Genomic DNA, 19801 nt, shown 5'->3' on the forward strand with positions numbered 1-19801 from the left:
TGATGGGAGCATCATCCGGGCACGAATCACTCGAAGATGATCTCAGTGCCTTTGGCTTATCAAGCAACACCTATGATCATCTTCAGCCGCCTGAAGAATTTCAACTGTATGAGGAAAACTGCCTCGCTTTTGAGGTGTTTTGCTCATGCAGCACCCAATGGCGGTTTGCCGGTATGTCCGGTGTGCAGACAGGCCTCGATTACAGTGCGGTGGAATCGGTCATGCGAATGATGAATATCGAAAAAACCGCAGAAACCTTTCAAAAAGTGCGCTTGATTGAAATCGGCGCACTCAACGCATTGAGTGAAAAACGTGGCTAGAAAATTTACATTAAAAATAAGGGTGAAGACTGGTGATTCAATAGAGAACCTCGAGGAACTTCATGCAAAGCTGATGGATGTTCGATCGGCAGCAAAGTCCATTTCAGAGTATGAAATAGACTTAGTAGGAGCGCAGGGGGCCAAGGATTCGGCAGATCAAGTATCGGAGGCTGTCAATAAAGCTGGAAATGCAGCGAGTTCGACTACCACTAAAGTGACACCTCTATCAGATCAACTGTCTGCTCTTACTGGAAAAAGCAGTGAGTTAGCCAAGAGCTTACGTGATGCTTCACCAAAATTGAATAATATCGCCGATGCGATGGACATCGTTTCCAAAGCATCAGCTACAGCAGAGAAGGCAATGGCCTTCAAAAACAGTCTTAGTAGCCTTGTGTCAGGTTCAGACAAGGGTGCAACGGCGCTTTCAAGTCTAGCCGATGCGGTATCTGAAACTGGAAAAAAATCTAAATCGAGCCTGACGTCTCTAAGCGGCCTGTTTAGATTCGGTAGCAAAGCCATCCCCGCAGCAGGATTAGCCGTTGAGCTAGGGCTTGCCATTTATGACTTGTCTAAGGCAACGGGTGTCGGTAAAGAAGCTATTGATGGCTTTCTAACAGATGTAGAAAAGCTGTCTGATGGTGTTAAAGATAGCTTTGCCTCAGGGCAAATGGCTGCGGAAGTGGATGCATTTTTTGCAGGATTCAGCGGCTATGGTGACGACATCAATGCTTTATATGAGCAATTGGTGCCTGATGAAATCGCCCAACAGTTTACAAGCTTTGCCGAATCTGTAATGCAAGACCTGTTTGGGGTCTCCGCCACGGGTCCGGAAGCAGCCAATTTACTGATTGAGGCGATCTCTGGCTTGCCTGAGAATACCAGAGCGTTGATTCAGCTGATGACCATTGAAATAGCATCGCTAATTGATGCCGGCAGTGCCTATGGCAGTGCCTTTGTGGATGTCCTCAGCAACGAACTGCATGGGGCCCTTCCTGTTGCCGAAGCGGTTGGCAAAGAACTTTTGGATTTGCTCAACCCGTTTGATGGCGATACCTTCGATTTAATCGGAGAGTTCGACAACGCTCGTGCTGAAGTCAGCGCTGAAAACGAGCAAGCCTATGAAACAGCCCGCCAAAAAATAGAAGCCATTAACGAGGCGCGCCGAGCGGGCATTGTTGACTCAATTGCTGAACGAGACGCTACCAAAGCAACCAAAGAAGAAATCCAGAAACTGGGTGAGCTTAAGCTTCAGCAATATCACGATACTAAGAAAAATAAAGCGAATGAAGACACTGACGGGGAGTCAAAAAAGGCAAATGAGAAGGCGCTTCAACGCCTGCAAACACTAGAGACTGAAAACGAGCTTCTGCAACAAGGCTATACATTGAGGGAAGCGCAGTCTGAGATACAGGACCAGCAAAACCTCAAACAACTTAAATCATCAAACGTAACTACCGAGCTGATTGAAAAAATTGCAGCAGCTGAAGACGCGCAACGCAAGCTGGTGAATGCTCAAAAAGACCAAGGCGTAATATCACAGCTTAAACAACAACTTCAGCTACAAGAACAAACAGCGAGGGAGCAGTTCATACAGGCGGAACAAGCCAAACTAACTGCAAATGCAACTGCAGATCAGGTAAAGGAAGCCGGTAAGTTAGCCGGAGAGCTATACGATCGAAACGAAGGCATGAAAGCAGCCAACGCTTTGCAACAAGACTTTGAGCAGGCGATGGAGTCGGTAGCAGCTACTCTAACAGAATCTTTGATTACTGGTGACTGGGATAACACGGGACAGCAAATCGGCAGCGTACTTGGGACAGTAATAGGCAATGCTGTAATGCCTGGTGTTGGTGGAGCGATTGGGGGAATTATTGGTGGTTCGCTGTTTGGTGGATCTGACAAGGATGAATATACCGGTGCAGAAGATCGTGCTGAGGAACTACAGCTGTACCTTGGTGACATTAGTGAAAAATCAAATTTAATAGCTGATAGCAGTCAGCAGACAGCCGACTCTATGTCAGAGCTCGTCGGGATTAATCGTGAAATAATAAATGCACAGTCAAATGCACAAAGAGGTTTAGATAAATTAGGAATAACTGTCGCACAAGAGCTTTCAGCTTTATATTTTGGCAATGAAGACGGTAAATATGCGAATCTAGAAGGTTCCACTTTCATCAATGCAAATGACTATGGCTATTCATCTACTGACGATTTTCCCGATACAGTAAAAATCCGGGCAGTTGATGATATCGGAGTAACCTTGTCCGGTAATTTAACCGATATCGATGTAAGTACTTTTCAAGATCTTGGCGGGAAAATATTCTTGAAAGGAAATGAAGCCTTAGAGGGAGCATTTCAATACTCAATTGACAAAGGAATAGCGCTGCTAGCTGAGCTGGCCGATAGGTTAGGCTACAGTAGTGAAGAAATTGAGAAAGCTGTGAATGCTGTTGATCCATCCCTTTTGGGCGACATCGGTACAGCTGGTATGGGGGCGGAGGAACAAGCTGAATTGATGTCCGCGGTAGTCAATCAACTGCTAACGTCAGCTGCAGATGGTTTACCCGAGGTCGCATCATTTATTGAAAATGTTGATGATGACGCGTTCACCGCATTGAGTCGTACAGCAACCTACATTGAATCTGTTTCCGCTAGTCTTGATGGCTTAAATAGTTCTCTTGAAAGTGTTAATGGACTTGCCTTGGGCAAAGCATCAGAGAGATTGATAAATCTGTTTGGTAGTGAATCGGAAATGATTTCGGCTAGCAAAGAGCTAGCTGATTCATTCTTAACTGACCAAGATCGTAACCGAATAATCACTGACCAGCTCAATTCTGAGATAGAGCGACTAAATAATAAGTACGGCGAGTTGAATCTAAAGTTGCCTAAGAGCAATCAGGGTATGGCAACTATGATAGACGAACTGGATCTCAAAACTGAGGCCGGTGCGGAGGCTTATGAAAGTATCTCTCGTTCACGCGATATGTTTGTAAGTTATATAGAAACCCTGGAAGAAGCGTCAGAGAGGCTACTAGAGGAAACTAGAGCTAGTACTGATAAATCACTTAGCTCGTTACGATCAGCTATTGATCAAAAAGTTCAGTATGTCCAAGATCAACTGCAGCTTGATAAAGACGCTTTGGAACAGCAGAAGAAGACTGCTATTGAAAGCGCAAAGTTGCGCGTGGATTCTGCCAAAGAACAAGTCTCGTCGCTTAAAGATACCGTTAAGCAAATCAGCAGTGCCTATGACTCGCTGCGCGATAAGGTGCAACCTTTACAGGAGTTGGACAGACAGCAGGCTGTGGCTAAGTTGCAGCTGGCAGCCAGCAATGGCGTATTAACCGACGTAGGAGAATATGCCAGCAAGGCCACGGATATTGATTCTAGCCAATATGTGGACGGTATTTCCTTTGAGCGGGAGCAGCGTAAAACCCTGGCACTATTAGAGCGCCTGGATACAGATGGCAATGCACAGTTATCAACAGCAGAAAAACAGTTACGTACTGCAGAGAATCAAATAGAGCTGATTGAAACCCAGTTTGATCAGCAATTAAAGATTGCTGAGATGGCCGCTCAGTTGGAAATAGATAACCTAAATGCGATCTATACCCAGCATGAACAAGAAGTTCAAGAGTTACGTGGCATCAATGAGAGCGTCCAGTCAGTTGAAAGTGCAGTTCACAGTTTAAGATCTGCCCAGGCAGATGAAGCGCTAGCTCATAACAACATCGATTTGAATAGCTCTAATCCTCAAGGTATTCATCAGCTATACCAGCAGCTGCTGAGTCGCGCACCAGATCAAGAAGGTTTGAATTATTGGTCAGACAAGTTATTGGCCGATAACTTCAACCTAAATGACGTGAAATGGGGAATCGAGAATAGTGCCGAATATAAGAACAATATTCTAGAAAAATATAACCCGAATTTAATCGCTGATCTTAGAAGTCTATATCGGGAGTTGTTGGGGCGTGATATTGACGAAGAAGGTCTTGCTTATTGGGGTAATAAATTAGTTCAACGCGAATTGACATTGGAAGACGTGCGTTACAATATTAATCAACATTTGAGCAATACACCGCACGGGTCACATGCCAAAGGACTTAACCGCGTTCCTTTTGATGGTTATCGTGCAGAATTGCATCGGGATGAAATGGTATTGACTGCAGATGTTGCCAACACCGTGCGTCGTAATGTGCAATCTAATGCACAGCAATCTTCAGATACCTTAACCCGCAGCGTTGAAGCGATTCGTAATGAATTAGCGCTGGTGCAGAGCTATTTACGCAGCATCAGTATTTCAACCAGTGTTACCGCCAATACTATGGATGATTGGGATGCCGTCGGCATGCCGGCTGAGCGCCAGATTGAGCCGTTAGAGGGAGTGGCATGAAAATAATTAAACCCATTCAAGTTCAAGGGGCTAACTTAATCACCAATATGGTGAATGAAAACTACCCCGGCTGGTCACAGCAGCAGTGGCCTAAAGATAGTAAAGTGATTGTCGGTAATGATATTTGGCAAGCCAATATTGTCACCAATAAAGCGCCTGCCATTAGCAATAACGACTGGACCCGTTTGGGTCCAGTCAATAGCCACAGATTGTTTGATGCGGCAGTCAGTAGCCAGAGTGAAAGCGCCGCACCGTTCTTTGCCGGCGAGGGAAAAGGCATCCAGGTAGAAGTAACGCCGACCTCGGTAGTCAATGGCCTGGCGTTGTTTAATGTCTTTGCCGACAGCGTGCGCATTGAAGTGATTGATAGCAATGACGGTGTGGTATACGACAAAACCTATGCACTGCTGGATAACAGCGGCGTATACGACTGGTATACCTACTTTTTTCAACCGATCAAACGCAAACGTGACCTGGTGGTGCTGGATTTGCCCAACTACGGTGGCTCAGCTATTCGAATCAGCATAGCTAAGCAAGGTGCCGAAGCGCGTTGTGGCATGCTGGTGATGGGATTCCAGCACCAAATCGGCGATACCCTATTTGGTATGAACCCAGGCATTAAAGACTTTTCTACTGCCGATACCAACGAATTTGGAGAAACTAAGTTTGTACGACGTAAAAGCGCTAAGCGCCTGCGTGCACCCGTAATGGTGCCATCATCTAAGGCCGATTATGTATATAACCTGTTAGATGAGTTGCGTTCTACACCTGTTGTGTGGATAGGCACAGAACGACGTGAAAGCAGCTTGATATATGGATTCTATCGCTCGCTCGATGTTGCACAAAGCAATGCCAAATTTGATGATTTAACAATTAATATAGAGGGATTAATATGAGCAATCCTATTTCCAATGATCCGCCGGCGATTAAAGATATCGCCGCAGACCTTCCAAACCGGTCCGATAGTCAGGATCAGTTTACCAGTAAAGCAAACCGATTTTTTTCCTCATTACCAGAATGGGCCAATTCACTTACCCAGTTTGGGCAATGGCTGGGGCAAAAAGTCACTAATGTACATCAGTACGAACAGGCAGCAGAACAACATGTAGAGGCTGCCAAAACCGAAGTCGACAACGCCAGCAGCGCTGCTCAGCAGGCCAGTGGTTTTGCTGATGCCGCACGGCAGCACGCCAGCAGTGCACAGCAACAAGCGCAGCAGTCCGGGCAATCTGCAACAAATGCTGCGCAGCAGGTTTCCTTAGCTGAAGCTGAAGTGTTAAAGGCAAAGGCGGAGGTGAGCCTAGCCAGTGAGCAAGCTGATCGGGCAACAACTCAGGCGGATACGGCTGAGAACTGGACACAGCAGTCACAGCAATACGCCAACGATGCTTTAGGTCATTCAGATCAGGCTGCGGCTTATCGTGATGAAGCGCAGGGGTATGCAGCGACATTAAATATGCCAGGTGCATATGGCAACGCTGGAAAAGTGTTGGTAGCAAATGAAAACGAAGATGGTTACGAGTTTAAAAGCTTCTATACAAGGGAAGAAGTTGATCAGATTCGAAATCAAGTTAAGAAAGAAGGCTTTAAGCCCCTATTCGAAAGTGGAATTTTTAAAGGTATTTAAATTATGGCAGTAAATATTGTTACTATATTTTCAAACAATTCGTCAGGAACGCGGACATTGTATACTTGTCCGGCGGGTAAAGTTGCAAAGCTAGTTTTTACGAACTCAACCAGCAGTGTCTCAGACAGCGGTTCCGTTGTAGCCTCTGGTGCACCGACTTCAAATAAGGTATTTGATGGGGGAAGTCTTATCGTAGGTGGTATCACCTTGCTCAACTCAGTTGCTTCTAGTGGATATCGATATATGTCAATCAACCCATTTCTCTCTGAAAATGTAAGCTCAGCTGCCAGGGCTGTCGGCAATAGAATTGTTGCTCATCATAGCGGGGGGAATATTTCTCATTCTAGGTATCTAAATGAAGCTGAGCTAATACTCTCTGGAGGGCAGTCAGTTGTAGTAAAGGGAAACGCTAGTATAACAATGAGAGTATTGGAGGAAAATCTATGAAAGAGCTCTATCTGTTATCTGAAGATAAGAATTTAATCGCTATTGCCAATGTGGCTGATCATCAGGTTGCAGGTTTCCTGGACGAGAACATCGGTTACTGTGAGCTAGCTGGTGAAGTTGTTGAACCAATCTATTGTTATCGAGCTGTTAATGGTGAAATTCGGCTGAAGGATGATTGGCAGCAGATTAAAGAATCAGTAACTGAGATTGATATTTCCGTCAGCAATGCTGATTAGAACGATTATAAATTAAGATTTTGCGCGAGTTTTAACCGTTACTACTAATTGCTAATCACATAATGTATCAAAAGGTGGTGTGCTAAGCTCGATTTGCACTTTCATAGAAGCTTAGAGCAGCGATGAAAAACAATAACAATACCTCCAACCCAGCCACCAGCACATTCGAGCGAGTGTTCTACCGCTATATCGCTTGGTTTCCAATCCTGGTGTTACCAGCGTTGGTGTGGGAAATGATGTCCAGTGGCCAGCAAGGAATGGGCATTATCATTGCCTTGATGCACGCGGTGTTGGTATTTCGCTTTGTACAGGTGGTGGATGTCGCCAGCTGGTTTGGCAAAAAAACGAATAAAGAATAGATTTGAGCGGGGGCTAAGTGCCCCCGCTTTTTTATGTCTGCGTCAGTGCCCTTTCAATGCTTGACGCAGACACGACGCGTTCTTTTAACGCTCAGCCACTGCTACTTTGGCCCGACCTGCTGCAGCACGCACTTGGTTTGGTGCGGTGCCGCCAATATGGTCGCGGGCAGCAACCGAGCCTTCCAGCGTTAATACCTCAAACACATCGTCGCTGATTTGCGCAGAGAACTGCTGTAGTTCTTGCAGCGTCATATCGCTTAAGTCCTTGCCGCTTTCAATACCATAGGCCACGGCCTTGCCGACAATTTCATGGGCGTCGCGGAAGGGAATGCCTTTGCGCACAACGTAGTCGGCCAGATCGGTGGCGGTAGAAAAGCCGCGCTTGGCCGCTTCATACATGCTGTCTTTTTTCGCTTGCAGGTGCGGTGCCATATCGGCAAACGCGCGCAAACTGTCCCGCAGGGTATCGACGGTGTCGAACAGTGGCTCTTTATCTTCTTGGTTGTCTTTGTTGTAGGCCAGGGGCTGGGATTTCATCAGCGTTAACAAAGAAATCATATGGCCGTATACGCGGCCGGTTTTGCCGCGCACCAGCTCGGGCACGTCCGGGTTTTTCTTTTGCGGCATAATGGATGAGCCGGTGCAAAAGCGATCTGGCAAATCAATAAACTGAAACTGCGCCGACGCCCACAACACCAACTCTTCGGAGAAGCGCGACATATGCATCATGATCATGGCCGCAACGCTGGTAAATTCAATGGCAAAATCACGGTCGGAGACGGAATCCAGGCTGTTTTCCGTCGGCCGCTCAAAGCCTAAAAGCTCGGCTGTGTAATGGCGATCAATGGGGTAGGTGGTGCCGGCCAGCGCTGCTGCGCCTAAAGGCAAGATATTAATACGTTTACGACAATCCATCAGCCGGCTGTAGTCGCGCTGTAGCATTTCGTTCCAGGCCAATAGATGATGGCCAAAGGTTACTGGCTGCGCCGTTTGCAGGTGGGTGAAGCCTGGCATAATGGTGTCAGCTTCTTGCTCGGCCAATTCAATCAGGCCTTGCTGCAAACGCGTTAGCTCTGACGCGATTACGTCAATTTCATCACGCAAGTAGAGGCGAATGTCGGTCGCGACCTGGTCGTTGCGCGAGCGGCCGGTGTGCAGCTTTTTGCCAGTAATGCCGATTTTCTGCGTCAGTGCTGCTTCGATGTTCATATGCACATCTTCCAGCTCGACCGACCAGTTAAAGTCGCCTCGCTCAATTTCAATGCGCACTTCTTCTAGGCCGCGAATAATGTCGTCGCGCTCGGTTTCGCTTAATACGCCGACTTTGCACAGCATCTTGGCGTGGGCAATGGAGCCTTGAATGTCTTGGCGGTACATGCGCTGATCAAAGCTGACGGAAGCGGTGTAGCGGGCGACAAAAGCATCGGTCGGTTCGGAAAAACGGCCACCCCAGGAGGCATTGGTTTGATCAGTCATGGCGCACCTTTTTAATAATGTCGGTTAATTGCGTCGTATTGGCGTCGTTTGGATTTGCGTCTTAGCAACGTCGGCATTCAATTGCGGTGGCCGAGTATAGCGGCAGACAGGTGGCCAACCAAATGATGCTGTTGCCGCTGTCCATGATGTTAATTACGCGATAGGCCTCGCAAATAAGGCGAGTGGTGAGTCAATTGGCGCGCCGGGCCTTGCAGGGCCGCGCTTCTGTGGCAACACTGAAAGCTGTTATTGCCTTTAAGAGTTTCGTCGTGAAGTCATCTGCTGCTGTTGATGAAAACAGTCCGTCGCAAGCCGAACTGGATGCGTTTTTCCTGCCTGACTTGTGCAATACCCGGGCGGTGATCCTGTTGCTGGGGGTGACGGAGGCCTTGGTATTGGCGTTGACCCTGGTGGAAACCGGGCTCGAGCAGTTTTCTATTCAACGCTTTTCATTGGTGTCGTTTTTTGCTTTGTGGGTCGCCCTGTTGTCGGTGGCTTTTGTGTGTCAGTTACGACGCTTTTTGACCCGTTGCAGTGTTGCTGTGGCCAGCGCCGCTGCCCTGGCGGCCACTCAATTGGTGACTTTGTTGGTCAGCCTCGCCAGTGAATGGCTTTGGCCTCTTAATCAGGGTCCAACCGATTGGTTCTGGGTCGCCCGCAATCAGCTGATTGCCGCCATTTTTGCTGCCATGGCACTGCGCTATTTTTACGTGCAAAGCCAATGGCGTCAGCAAGCCCAAGCTGAGTTACGTTCTCGCTTGGCGGTGTTGCAGGCCAATATCCGGCCACATTTCTTTTTTAATACCCTTAATACCGTGGCGTCACTGATTGTGGTCGACCCGGATAAAGCCGAGCAAATGCTGGTCGACCTGGCACGTTTATTCCGCGCCGTATTAAAAGCCGATGACCGCTTGGTGCCTTTGGCCACTGAGCTGCAGCTGGGTCGAGGGTATCTCGATATTGAGCAGGTGCGCCTCGGTGAGCGGCTTAAGCTCTATTGGCCAGATTTGAGTGAGCTGCCGGATATCGCTGTGCCACAATTGTTGCTGCAGCCATTGCTGGAAAACGCCGTCTATCATGGTGTGCAACCACGCCGCCAAGGCGGTGAAATTCGTGTGACTGTGCTTAGCCGCACAGACAGTTGTCGCATAGTGATTGACAATAGCTGCCCAGAAAAGCCCGTCGCTAGCACTGGCAATCGCATGGCGCAAAGCAATATTCGCGCGCGTTTGCAGGCGGTGTACGACGGTGAGGCGCAACTGCACACCGAGCATCTGGGCAGCCACTATCGCACCACGCTGATATTACCGAGGAAGGCAAAATGACATACCGTGTCATGCTGGTAGACGACGAGCCCCTGGCCAGGGAGCGCCTGAAGCGTCTGCTGTTAGAACATGACAATTTTGAATGGGTGGCAGAAGCCGGCGACGGCGCCTCCACCGTCGAGTGGCTGCGCGATAACCCCGTTGATCTGGTGCTGCTCGATATTCAAATGCCTGAGCTGGATGGTTTGCAAACCGCCGAGCGGCTGCAGCAGCTGCCGAACCCACCGCTGGTGGTCTTTTGCACCGCTTATGAAGAGCACGCGCTAAAAGCGTTTTCGGTGCAAGCCCTCGATTACCTGCTGAAACCGGTTGGCAAAGAAAACCTGACCCGAGCCTTGCAGCGTGCCAGTCAGTGGTTGCAGCAGCATCCTGAGCGCGTCGTCGGCAATAGCGGTGCACGCAGTCACCTTAGTGCTCGTACTCACGCCGGGCTGCAATTGATTCCAGTGGAAGAGGTGTTGTTTTTTACTGCCGATCATAAGTACGTCAGTGTTTTTCACGAAGGCGGCGAAACTCTGATCGACGATTCGCTGCGCCAGCTAGAAGACGAATTTGGCGAGCGCTTTTTGCGCATTCATCGCAGCACCCTGGTGGCGCGTTCACGCATTGAGCGGCTAGAGGCACAAAGCGGCGGTGGCCAATGTTTGTATCTGCGCGGCTACGCTCAAGGTATTCCAGTGAGTCGCCGCCATGTCCCTATGGTGCGTCGGGCGATGCGTGAACTTTGACCTTGGCCTTTAGTACTGCCATCGGCACAAGCAAAAACCCCGCCTAACATCTGTTCGACCGATTGCAACACTGAGTTGCACGGCCGGCGTGCGCTTTTGTCACAGCACTGCCACGTGGCTCTGTGATACCTTGTGCTGGCTGGCCGTATTGCCATTTCTGCACACTTCTATACAGGTAGCGACGGCGGCGCTTTTGGCATACTTTGCCCGCTCAGTCAGAAAGCTGTGAATAACCTCTACGGGATTGTGGGTTATTCAGAACTTTCTCACTTTGGAGGCATTATGGAGACGCTTGATGCGTTAATGCTGGCTCGGGCGCAATTTGGCGCCAATATTACTTTCCACATTCTTTTTCCTACCATCACCATTGCCCTCGGTTGGGTGCTGCTGTTTTTCAAATGGCGCTTTAATCGCACCGCTGACGATCAGTGGATGGCGGCCTACCAGTTTTTTGTCAAAGTCTTTGCGCTGTGCTTCGCCCTGGGTGTGGTGTCGGGCATTACCATGTCATTCCAATTTGGCACCAATTGGCCCGGTTTTATGGAAACCGTTGGCAATATCGCTGGCCCCTTGCTGGCCTATGAAATTCTTACCGCGTTTTTTATGGAGGCGGTGTTTCTTGGCATTATGCTGTTTGGCGTTAACCGGGTGTCGAATCGGGTGCATACCACGGCGACATTGTTGGTGGCGATAGGCACAACGCTATCGGCGTTCTGGATTCTGGTACTCAACAGTTGGATGCACACGCCCGCTGGCTTTGAAATGCGCGATGGTGTTGCCCACGCGACGGACTGGTGGGCCATTATCTTTAACCCCTCCATGCCTTATCGCTTGTCTCATATGCTACTGGCGTCTGGCTTAACGGCGGCGTTCTTGGTGGCTGGCCTGAGCGCCTATCGCTGGCTACGTGGTGATCGCTCTGGGGGGGTGCAAGCGGGGTTAAAAACCGGCATTTATTTGGCCGCAGGCTTGATTCCGCTGCAAATATTCATGGGCGATTTGCACGGCCTCAATACCCTGGAACATCAGCCACAAAAAGTGGCAGCCATGGAGGGCTTATGGCAAACGGAGCAAGGTGCTGGCCTGCGTCTATTTGCCATTCCCGACGCCGAGCAGCAGACCAATCACTACGAAATTAAGATCCCTAAGCTGGCCAGTTTAATTCTGACCCATGATTGGGACGGCGAGTTAAAAGGATTTGATGCCTTTGAGCACCATCCGCCTATGGCGCCACTGTTTTTCTCTTTTCGCATTATGGTGGGCGTTGGCATGTTAATGCTGCTGCTGTCTTGGCTCGGTGCCTGGCAACTGCAACGTCAGGGTGAGCCCAAGCCCTGGTTGGCCAAGGCCTTGGTCGCCACGACCTTTGCCGGCTGGGTGGCCACCGTGGCGGGCTGGTATACCACCGAAATTGGTCGCCAGCCGTGGCTGGTGCAAGACGTGCTACTGACGGCGGATGCCGCCTCCGACGTGGCAGCGGGGATGATTGCCACCACCTTAACCGGCTATTTAATTCTTTATGGCCTTTTGATCAGTGCTTTTATCGGTACCTTGTTTTACCTGGCACGCAGGGCTGGGCATTTACCTGAGCCTAGTGCCAATGAAGCCAAGCCGTTAGCCGTGGCCTTTCAACAGGAGGGTGTGTAATGGACGTATTAGCGACCGAAGGCCACTGGCTGGCCGTTGCCTTTGCAGCCTTGATGGGGCTGTCGATTTTGCTGTACGTGATTCTCGACGGCTACGACTTGGGCGTTGGCATGCTGATGGCAGCAGCCGATGATGAGCAGAAAGATCGCATGATTGCTTCTATCGGGCCGTTTTGGGATGCCAATGAAACCTGGCTGGTGCTCAGTGTTGGCCTGCTGCTGGTGGCGTTTCCAGCGGCTCATGGGGTGATCTTATCTGAACTGTATTTGCCCGCCACCTTGATGCTGATGGCGCTGATTTTACGTGGCGTATCCTTTGATTTTCGTGCTAAGGCGCGTTCTCTGCACAAGCAGCGCTGGGATAAAACTTTTTTTGCAGGCTCTTTGCTGGCGGCTTTGTGTCAGGGCTATATGCTCGGGCTGTATATCATGGGCTTTGAGTCGTCGCTGTCGGCCAGCATCTTTGCCTTGTTGGTGGCCATCTCGCTGGCTGCGGGTTATTGCCTGATGGGGGCGTGCTGGCTGGTGATGAAAACCGAAGGCGAGCTGCAGCGTCGTGCGGTACGCTGGGCGCGACGTAGTTTATGGCTAACGGCAGTGGGGATTGCGACCATCTCTCTGGTTACTCCTTTGGTGAATGAGCGTATCTTTGCCAAGTGGTTTAGCCTGCCGGAAATCATTCTGTTGGCACCGATTCCGCTTCTGACGGCACTGCTAGTCTTGGCCCTGGATCGTTTGCTGGCGGGCATGCCCTACCATCGCGATCGCTTCTATCGCTGGCCCTTCTGGTTGGCTGCGGCCATGTTTGGCTTGTGTTTTCAGGGCCTGGCCTACAGCTTTTACCCCTATGTGGTGCCCGAGCAAATGACCATTTATGGCGCCGCTGCCAGCCCTGAGTCGCTGTGGATTATCTTTGTCGGCGCCTTGCTGGTGCTGCCATGTATCATTGGCTACACCATTTTTGCCTACCGTGTGTTTAGCGGCAAAGCCCAGCAGCTGACCTACTACTGACAGCGATCATTTCGGTTGCGGCGATGGCGCTGGTATCATCAGCGCCATTGTTCTGGTGGCGCTGCTGCCGCCGTTGGCCCGACTGAAAGGATCGTTATGACTGCTGTGACCCATCTGCGTATCGCCACTCGCAAGAGCCCGCTCGCCATGTGGCAGGCCGAGCATATTCAGGCCCGTCTGCAGGCGCTGTATCCCGACCTGACGATTGAACTGGTTACCTTTACCACCCAGGGCGACAAAATTCTTGATACCCCGCTGGCCAAAATTGGCGGCAAGGGTTTATTCGTAAAAGAGCTGGAAAACGCCATGTTAGCTGGCGAAGCGGACATTGCAGTGCACTCGATGAAAGACGTGCCGATGGAGTTTCCTGAAGGCTTGGAGCTGGGCATTATCTGTGAGCGCGAAAGTCCACTCGATGCCTTTGTGTCTAATCGCTATGCCAGCCTGGAAGAGCTGCCCCAGGGCGCAGTATTGGGCACATCAAGCTTACGCCGCCAGTGTCAGGCTCAACAGGCGCGGCCCGATCTTGAAGTCAAAACCCTGCGTGGCAATGTGCAAACCCGGTTAAGCAAACTCGATGCGGGTGAATACGATGCCATCATCCTGGCAGCGTCGGGTTTGATTCGATTAGAAATGCAGAACCGCATCGCCAGTTACATCAGCGCTGAGCAGTCGTTGCCGGCTGGCGGTCAGGGCGCATTAGGCATTGAATGGCGCAGCCAGGACAGCGCCATTCATGAGCTGTTAAAACCTTTGCACCATCAACCAACGGCGGCTTGTGTACTGGCTGAGCGAGCACTGAACCGCCGTCTGCAGGGTGGCTGTCAGGTCCCTATCGCAGCGTATGCCACCCTAGATGGTGAGCAACTGCATTTGCGCGGTTTGGTCGGCAGTATTGATGGCACTCGTATGCTGCGCAGCGAGCAACAAGGCGCTGCCAGCGACTGCGAAGCGATCGGTATTCGCGTCGCCGAGCACCTGTTAGAGCAAGGGGCTGGCGATATCCTGGCCGACGTTTATGGTCATAAGGTCGACTGATGCAGGTACTGGTCACCCGTCCTGAAGGCCAGCAGCATGAGCTGATGCAAGGGCTGGCTAAGTTGGGCGTTGAGGCCACTCATCGGCCACTCATCCGTATCGAGGCGCTGGCGTCTAACGCAGCTCTCAGGCAGAGTATGATCGACCTGGATCACTATCAGGCGGTGATTGCCATCAGCCGTAACGCCGCTGAACACGGCTTACGCTGGTTGGACGAGTTTTGGCCCCAAGCGCCAGTAGGAATCGACTGGTATGCCGTTGGCCCGACCACCGCTGAAGTCTTGCAAGCAGCCGGCTTGCGTGTGCGCATGCCACTGCAGCAGTTTGATAGTGACGGCCTGCTGGCGTTGCCAAGTTTGGCCGCTGCCCGCATGGCTGGTACCAAAGTATTGATTTGGCGCGGTGTAGGCGGCCGTGAAACTCTGGCCTCGGTATTAAAGGAAAGAGGGGCACAGGTTGATTACGCCGAGCTGTATCAGCGCCAGGTGGTGGACGTTAACGACTGGCCGCAGCGACTGGCACAAAAACCCCTGCTGCTGTTGAGCAGCAGTCAGGCACTGGATATTGTGTACCAGCAGGTGCCTGATTTGGCCCAGCGCATCCGTGCGTTAGTGGTGCCCAGTCAACGCGCGGCTGAGCAGGCACAAGCACTGGGTATTCCCGTGATACAGGCCGCCAGTGCCCGTGATCAGGATATGCTGACCTGTGTCAGCCAATGTTTGCATAGAGATTAATTCGCTGCTGACGACGGCAGCCAGACAAGGAAACCAACGGTGAGCGAACGCACCCCTTCATCTGATCCGCAGCCGTCCGAGCAACAGGACGCAGCCAAACCACAACCGCCGCAAACACCTGACGTGGTGGCGGAGGGCAATGAGCCTAGCGAGGCTGGCACTAAGGCGGAAGCTGACACTAAGCCCAGCGCCAGCAAAGCGGCAACTGCGGCTGCAGATAAGCCAGGCGCAGAGAAGCCGAGTACAAATCCAAGCAATGACAAACCAAGCAACAATAGCTCGGCAGAAAAAGCCCAGCGCACAGGGCCGCATCCGTTATCTTGGATCAATTTGGTGCTGATGCTGGGCTTGTTTGCTGTGGCCGGCTACGGTGCTTGGTTGGGCTGGCAGCAGCAACAGCAAACAACGTCTGAGCTGGCAGTACTTAAAGATCGTTTGCAGCAAGCACAGCAGCAGTCCGGAGCGATACAGCAGCAAGAGCAACAGCTAAAACAGCAAACTGGACAACTGCTGGCAGATATCAGCCGTTTGAGTCAGCAAATCGATAGCAACAGCGATCGTTTGGCCAAGTTGCCGGGTGCTGAGCGCCAGGACTGGCTGCTGGCCGAAGCCGAGTATTTGTTGCGTTTGGCCAATCAAAGGCTGCAGCTGGAGCGTGATTGGAGCGGTGCTTTAAGCATGCTGCAAGCGGCAGATAATGTGCTGTTGGAAAGTCGCAATCCTCGTTTGAATCCCGTGCGCCAAACCCTGGCAAATGAGATTCAAACACTACGAGCAGTGCCCGCTTTAGATAGTGTCGGTGCTGTTTATCGACTGCAAAGCCTGCAACAGTCGCTGCAAGACTTGCCCTGGCTGCCAGAAAAACTGAAGCGTCCACAGGCACAAGCGGTGGAGACCGAGGGTGAAGAACCACAGGCCTGGTACTGGCAACTGTGGAATAACATGAGCAATGCGCTCAGTACTATGGTGCGCTTGCGTGAGCGCGATGTCGCCATGGAAGCACCACTAACGCCCGATCAGTTTTATTATCTACAGCAAAATATGCATTTGATGCTGGAGCAGGCTCAGGTTGCATTGATGCGCCAAGAGCCAGCCTTGTACCAGCACAGTCTGCAGCGTGTGCAACAGTGGTTAGATCAGTACCTGATGGCTGAAGATGATCGCTCGCGTGCGGTGCGCAGTACATTAAAAGAGCTGCAACAATGGCAGGTCGCCCCGGATGCTCCCGATATTTCAGCGTCATTGCTGCAATTGCAGCAACTGGTTGAGCAGCAACGTCGCGGTAGCGTCACTCCGCGTCAACCTGAGCCTGTGGTACAGGAGCCTGCGGCATGAAAACCTGGCTTATCTTTCTGTTGCTGACCCTGGCCGCAGGTCTGGTGGCGGGCAGCTGGGTCAACCTGGATTCAGGTTATGTGTTGATCAGCTGGCATACCTATACCGTCGAAACCACCGTGTGGGCCTTTTGCTTGCTGGTGTTGGTCGCCATGGCGGTGCTGTACGTGTTGGCCCGATTGAGCTTGGTGATGTTGGGTAACGACTTTCGCTTTAACGAATGGCGCCGTCAGCGCAAGTTGCAGCGCGCCCGGCGCATGACCACGCGAGGTTTGCTAAATCTGGCGCAGGGGCAGTGGCGAACAGCGGAACGCCAACTATCGACGGTGGCCAAAGATGCCGATACCCCGTTGATTAACTATCTCGCCGCCGCACGTGCTGCCTACGAGCAAGGCAAACACGATACGACCGATGAATTGCTTAACGCCGCTAGCCAAAGCACTAAAGGCTCGGAGCTGGCGGTGGGTATCTCCCATGTGCAATTGCTGCAATCACGTGGCCAACTGGAACAAGCACTGGCGGTATTGTTAAAGCTGCGCAGCCAGCACCCTAAGCACGCCTATGTGCTCAAGCTGCTGGTTAAAACCTATCAGGAGTTAGAGGATTGGGTGGCGCTAAATGAGCTGCTGCCGGTATTGCGTAAGGCCACCAAGATCCCGTCGGAAGAACTCAAGGCACTGGAAGAAAAAGTGCAGTTGCAACTGTTGCAACGGGCGGCGAAGGGTCATCACGAGGATATCGCTGCTGAGCTGAAAAAGGTCTACCACGACATGCCGCGTCATTGTCGCTACAGCTATAAAATCGTGCTGCAGTATGTGCAGCTGCTGGCAGATCAGGGCAAGGATATTCTGGCTGAAGTAGAGCTGCGCAATGCCTTAAAGAACGTCTGGCATGACGATTTGATCGACTGGTATGGCAGGTTAAAAGGCGAAGACACCAAAAAGCAGCGCTTGTTTGCTGAAGGCTGTTTAAAGGAGCGCCCCAATGACCCTGTGTTGTTGCTGACCTTGGCGCGACTGGCGTTGCGTCAGAACGATTTGGAAAAAGCCCGCGAGTATTTGCAAACCGGCCTGCGTATTAAAGGCATGCCTGAACTGCACGCCCAGCTGGCTGAAGTGCTGCTGCTGGATGGTGATCAGAGCTCTGCTTGTAAACACTTCCAACTGGCGTTGCGCTAAACGCCCATTGCCCCTGCAATGCAGGGGCTGTTTGCTGCCTGTTCAGGCACAACACTTTTTTTGCCGTCATGTGTTCCAACCCTGAGAACTGGGTCGCGGTGGCGATGGCCATAGGGTGTTTCTATAGTGGGGTTTCCACCTGTTAGGAGGGACGGAACCCATGACTTATTTAATGCCTAATTACCTCAAACAAAGGTGTCTAGCTGGCGCTGTAGTATTGCTGTCTCAGCTAATGTTGTCGGGCTGTATGTCGGCCGACAGTGACTCAAATTCACAGCCCACGGACACCCCCACAGTGCCGCCGACAGACACAGTGGAGTCGTCATCATGGCCGCAGTTTCCCCCGGGTCTAAGCTGGCAATGGCAGCTAAGTGGCAGCGTTAATACCGGTTACCCAGTTGATGTGTACGACCTCGATTTATTCGACACTCCCGCCGCCACCATTGCCGATTTAAAAGCTGCTGGTCGTAAAGTGGTATGTTATTTCTCTGCCGGTTCGTGGGAAGAATGGCGCGACGATGCCGATCAATTCCCGCCGTCGGTACTGGGCAATACGTTGGATGGCTGGGAAGATGAAAAGTGGCTCGACATTCGCTCGCCGCAGGTATTAACCATCATGAAAAGCCGGCTCGATTTGGCCGCCACTAAAGGCTGTGATGCGGTCGAGCCGGATAATGTCGATGGTTATAGCAATAATAACGGCCTCGGTTTAAGTGCTGCCGATCAGCTCAGTTACAACCAGGCCATTGCTAGCGCTGCCCATGAGCGCCAGCTGGCCGTGGGGCTGAAAAACGATTTGGATCAAGTGGCAGCCTTGCAACCTTGGTTTGACTTTGCCGTCAACGAGCAGTGCCATGAATATCAAGAATGTGACGTGCTGAAGGCCTTTAGTGATAACAATAAGGCGGTATTCAGTGCGGAATACGACGAAGCTTATCTCTCAGATGCCAATGCGCGTAAAGCGGTGTGTGATCTCAGTGCACAATTGGCGATCAGCACACTATTTTTGCCTTGGGATCTTGATGATAGTTTTCGCATTGCTTGTGAATAACTTTATCGAGCTACTGCGACTAAGCCGGAGTAGATAGATAATCGAGACTGCGCTGATAAAACTCGCCACTGGCTAGCTGGCGGCTACAACACCAAGCCAGTCCGGCGAGGCCATGATAGATCTGATATTGGTTGATCATGTTGCGCAGCTGCTCACTGCTGTGCAGCCAATCCACAGCGCCATAACCTTGCAGCAAATTGTCTAGCTGCGTCTCGGATAAATCCGAGGGTGGCGACAGAAACTTAAAAAAGTCCATGCTAGGGTGGCCTCCACGCATAGCTTCAAAATCGATAATGGCGTTATAGCGATTTTGCTCGAATAAAATATTTCCGGCACGTAAATCGAAGTGCACCGCACTGGCTTGGTGACTATCTGGCAGATGTTGCAAAGCAGATATAAACCGATCAGCGGCCTGATGTGCGAGGTCTCGCTGTGGCCCTTCAATGGTCGCAATGTAGCGCTCAACATTGGCTTTTAGAAGTCTGTGCCAGCTGTAACAACCGTCAAAGTCGTCGGCACAAACCTTATGAAGCTGACGCATATCCTGCCCTAAGGCCTGCAGCTGATCACTCGATGCCTCAGAAAAATTAGATAGTGGCATGCCCGGCAGCGAGGCCATCAGGATGTAACCTTGCTCTTTGTGCTGAGCAAAGCCATATACATGAGGTACAAAAGACAAATGCGCGAGTTTTTTCAGCCAATAATATTCACGCTGTGCCTTGGCAAAAGTAAAAGGACGTTTTAATACATAGTGTTTATCGCCCGAGCGAAAGCGAATGACCTCGGAGGCAAACGACTCGCCAATAGGTAACAATTCATCGACGGTTAGCTGAAAAAGGTGATGAGCGAGATCGATAAGTTGGCGCTGAAAGTCCTGCATGCTTTCTTCCTTATTGG

Annotated in this window: 18 protein-coding genes; 16 read left to right on the plus strand and 2 right to left on the minus strand. The window is 51.0% G+C overall.

What is annotated here, in order from left to right; all coding sequences use genetic code 11:
• The first annotated feature begins 2 nt into the window (after nucleotides 1-2).
• The 7 genes from AC55FS_RS01990 (at nucleotide 3) to AC55FS_RS02020 (ending at nucleotide 7382) form a co-directional block, all read left to right on the plus strand.
• The gene (locus AC55FS_RS01990) at nucleotides 3-320 is read left to right on the plus strand and encodes a DUF1799 domain-containing protein (protein ID WP_496934389.1); all 318 of its coding nucleotides are present in this window, start codon (nucleotides 3-5) and stop codon (nucleotides 318-320) included.
• Entirely contained in the window at nucleotides 313-4713 is a 4401-nt protein-coding gene (locus AC55FS_RS01995) for a DUF4214 domain-containing protein (RefSeq protein ID WP_496934390.1), read from the plus strand. The genes AC55FS_RS01990 and AC55FS_RS01995 overlap by 8 nt, the downstream gene beginning before the upstream one ends.
• Nucleotides 4710-5609: a hypothetical protein gene (locus AC55FS_RS02000; protein ID WP_496934391.1), complete on the plus strand. Its 900-nt coding sequence runs from the start codon at nucleotides 4710-4712 to the stop codon at nucleotides 5607-5609. Before AC55FS_RS01995 ends, AC55FS_RS02000 begins: the two co-directional genes overlap by 4 nt.
• A complete protein-coding gene (locus AC55FS_RS02005) occupies nucleotides 5606-6340 on the plus strand; it encodes a hypothetical protein (RefSeq protein ID WP_496934392.1) in 735 nt (244 codons plus the stop codon). The genes AC55FS_RS02000 and AC55FS_RS02005 overlap by 4 nt, the downstream gene beginning before the upstream one ends.
• A gap of 3 nt (nucleotides 6341-6343) precedes the next feature.
• Nucleotides 6344-6787 (plus strand): hypothetical protein, encoded by a 444-nt coding sequence (locus AC55FS_RS02010; RefSeq protein WP_496934393.1) that lies wholly within the window; start codon nucleotides 6344-6346, stop codon nucleotides 6785-6787.
• The gene (locus tag AC55FS_RS02015) at nucleotides 6784-7023 is read left to right on the plus strand and encodes a hypothetical protein (protein WP_496934394.1); all 240 of its coding nucleotides are present in this window, start codon (nucleotides 6784-6786) and stop codon (nucleotides 7021-7023) included. The genes AC55FS_RS02010 and AC55FS_RS02015 overlap by 4 nt, the downstream gene beginning before the upstream one ends.
• Nucleotides 7024-7145: 122 nt before the next feature.
• Nucleotides 7146-7382, plus strand: a complete 237-nt coding sequence (locus tag AC55FS_RS02020) for a hypothetical protein (protein ID WP_496934395.1) — start codon at nucleotides 7146-7148, stop codon at nucleotides 7380-7382.
• An 84-nt stretch (nucleotides 7383-7466) separates the two neighbouring features.
• Here AC55FS_RS02020 and argH read toward each other — a convergent pair whose 3' ends face one another.
• The gene (gene argH / locus AC55FS_RS02025; protein ID WP_496934396.1) at nucleotides 7467-8858 is read right to left on the minus strand and encodes an argininosuccinate lyase; all 1392 of its coding nucleotides are present in this window, start codon (nucleotides 8856-8858) and stop codon (nucleotides 7467-7469) included.
• A 269-nt stretch (nucleotides 8859-9127) separates the two neighbouring features.
• Between argH and AC55FS_RS02030 the strand changes: the two genes are divergently transcribed.
• The 9 genes from AC55FS_RS02030 (at nucleotide 9128) to AC55FS_RS02070 (ending at nucleotide 18904) form a co-directional block, all read left to right on the plus strand.
• Nucleotides 9128-10183 (plus strand): sensor histidine kinase, encoded by a 1056-nt coding sequence (locus AC55FS_RS02030; RefSeq protein WP_496934397.1) that lies wholly within the window; start codon nucleotides 9128-9130, stop codon nucleotides 10181-10183.
• Nucleotides 10180-10911 (plus strand): LytR/AlgR family response regulator transcription factor, encoded by a 732-nt coding sequence (locus tag AC55FS_RS02035; protein WP_496934398.1) that lies wholly within the window; start codon nucleotides 10180-10182, stop codon nucleotides 10909-10911. Before AC55FS_RS02030 ends, AC55FS_RS02035 begins: the two co-directional genes overlap by 4 nt.
• 282 nt (nucleotides 10912-11193) lie before the next feature.
• Nucleotides 11194-12558, plus strand: a complete 1365-nt coding sequence (locus tag AC55FS_RS02040) for a cytochrome ubiquinol oxidase subunit I (protein WP_496934399.1) — start codon at nucleotides 11194-11196, stop codon at nucleotides 12556-12558.
• On the plus strand, nucleotides 12558-13568 hold the full coding sequence (cydB, locus tag AC55FS_RS02045; RefSeq protein WP_496934400.1) for a cytochrome d ubiquinol oxidase subunit II: 1011 nt from the start codon (nucleotides 12558-12560) through the stop codon (nucleotides 13566-13568). Before AC55FS_RS02040 ends, cydB begins: the two co-directional genes overlap by 1 nt.
• A 96-nt stretch (nucleotides 13569-13664) precedes the next feature.
• Complete coding sequence (gene hemC, locus AC55FS_RS02050) at nucleotides 13665-14606, plus strand: hydroxymethylbilane synthase (RefSeq protein ID WP_496934401.1); 942 nt, start codon at nucleotides 13665-13667, stop codon at nucleotides 14604-14606.
• Nucleotides 14606-15340: a uroporphyrinogen-III synthase gene (locus tag AC55FS_RS02055; protein WP_496934402.1), complete on the plus strand. Its 735-nt coding sequence runs from the start codon at nucleotides 14606-14608 to the stop codon at nucleotides 15338-15340. The genes hemC and AC55FS_RS02055 overlap by 1 nt, the downstream gene beginning before the upstream one ends.
• 39 nt (nucleotides 15341-15379) lie before the next feature.
• On the plus strand, nucleotides 15380-16675 hold the full coding sequence (locus AC55FS_RS02060; RefSeq protein WP_496934403.1) for a uroporphyrinogen-III C-methyltransferase: 1296 nt from the start codon (nucleotides 15380-15382) through the stop codon (nucleotides 16673-16675).
• A complete protein-coding gene (locus AC55FS_RS02065) occupies nucleotides 16672-17853 on the plus strand; it encodes a heme biosynthesis HemY N-terminal domain-containing protein (protein ID WP_496934404.1) in 1182 nt (393 codons plus the stop codon). Before AC55FS_RS02060 ends, AC55FS_RS02065 begins: the two co-directional genes overlap by 4 nt.
• Nucleotides 17854-18013: 160 nt before the next feature.
• Nucleotides 18014-18904: an endo alpha-1,4 polygalactosaminidase gene (locus tag AC55FS_RS02070; RefSeq protein WP_496934405.1), complete on the plus strand. Its 891-nt coding sequence runs from the start codon at nucleotides 18014-18016 to the stop codon at nucleotides 18902-18904.
• 19 nt (nucleotides 18905-18923) lie between these two features.
• On the opposite strand, the gene AC55FS_RS02075 is transcribed toward AC55FS_RS02070, so the two are convergent.
• The gene (locus AC55FS_RS02075) at nucleotides 18924-19784 is read right to left on the minus strand and encodes a phosphotransferase family protein (protein WP_496934406.1); all 861 of its coding nucleotides are present in this window, start codon (nucleotides 19782-19784) and stop codon (nucleotides 18924-18926) included.
• Between the last annotated feature and the right edge of the window lie 17 nt (nucleotides 19785-19801).

The sequence above is a fragment of the Bacterioplanes sp. CLAM21 genome (genome assembly GCF_059641015.1).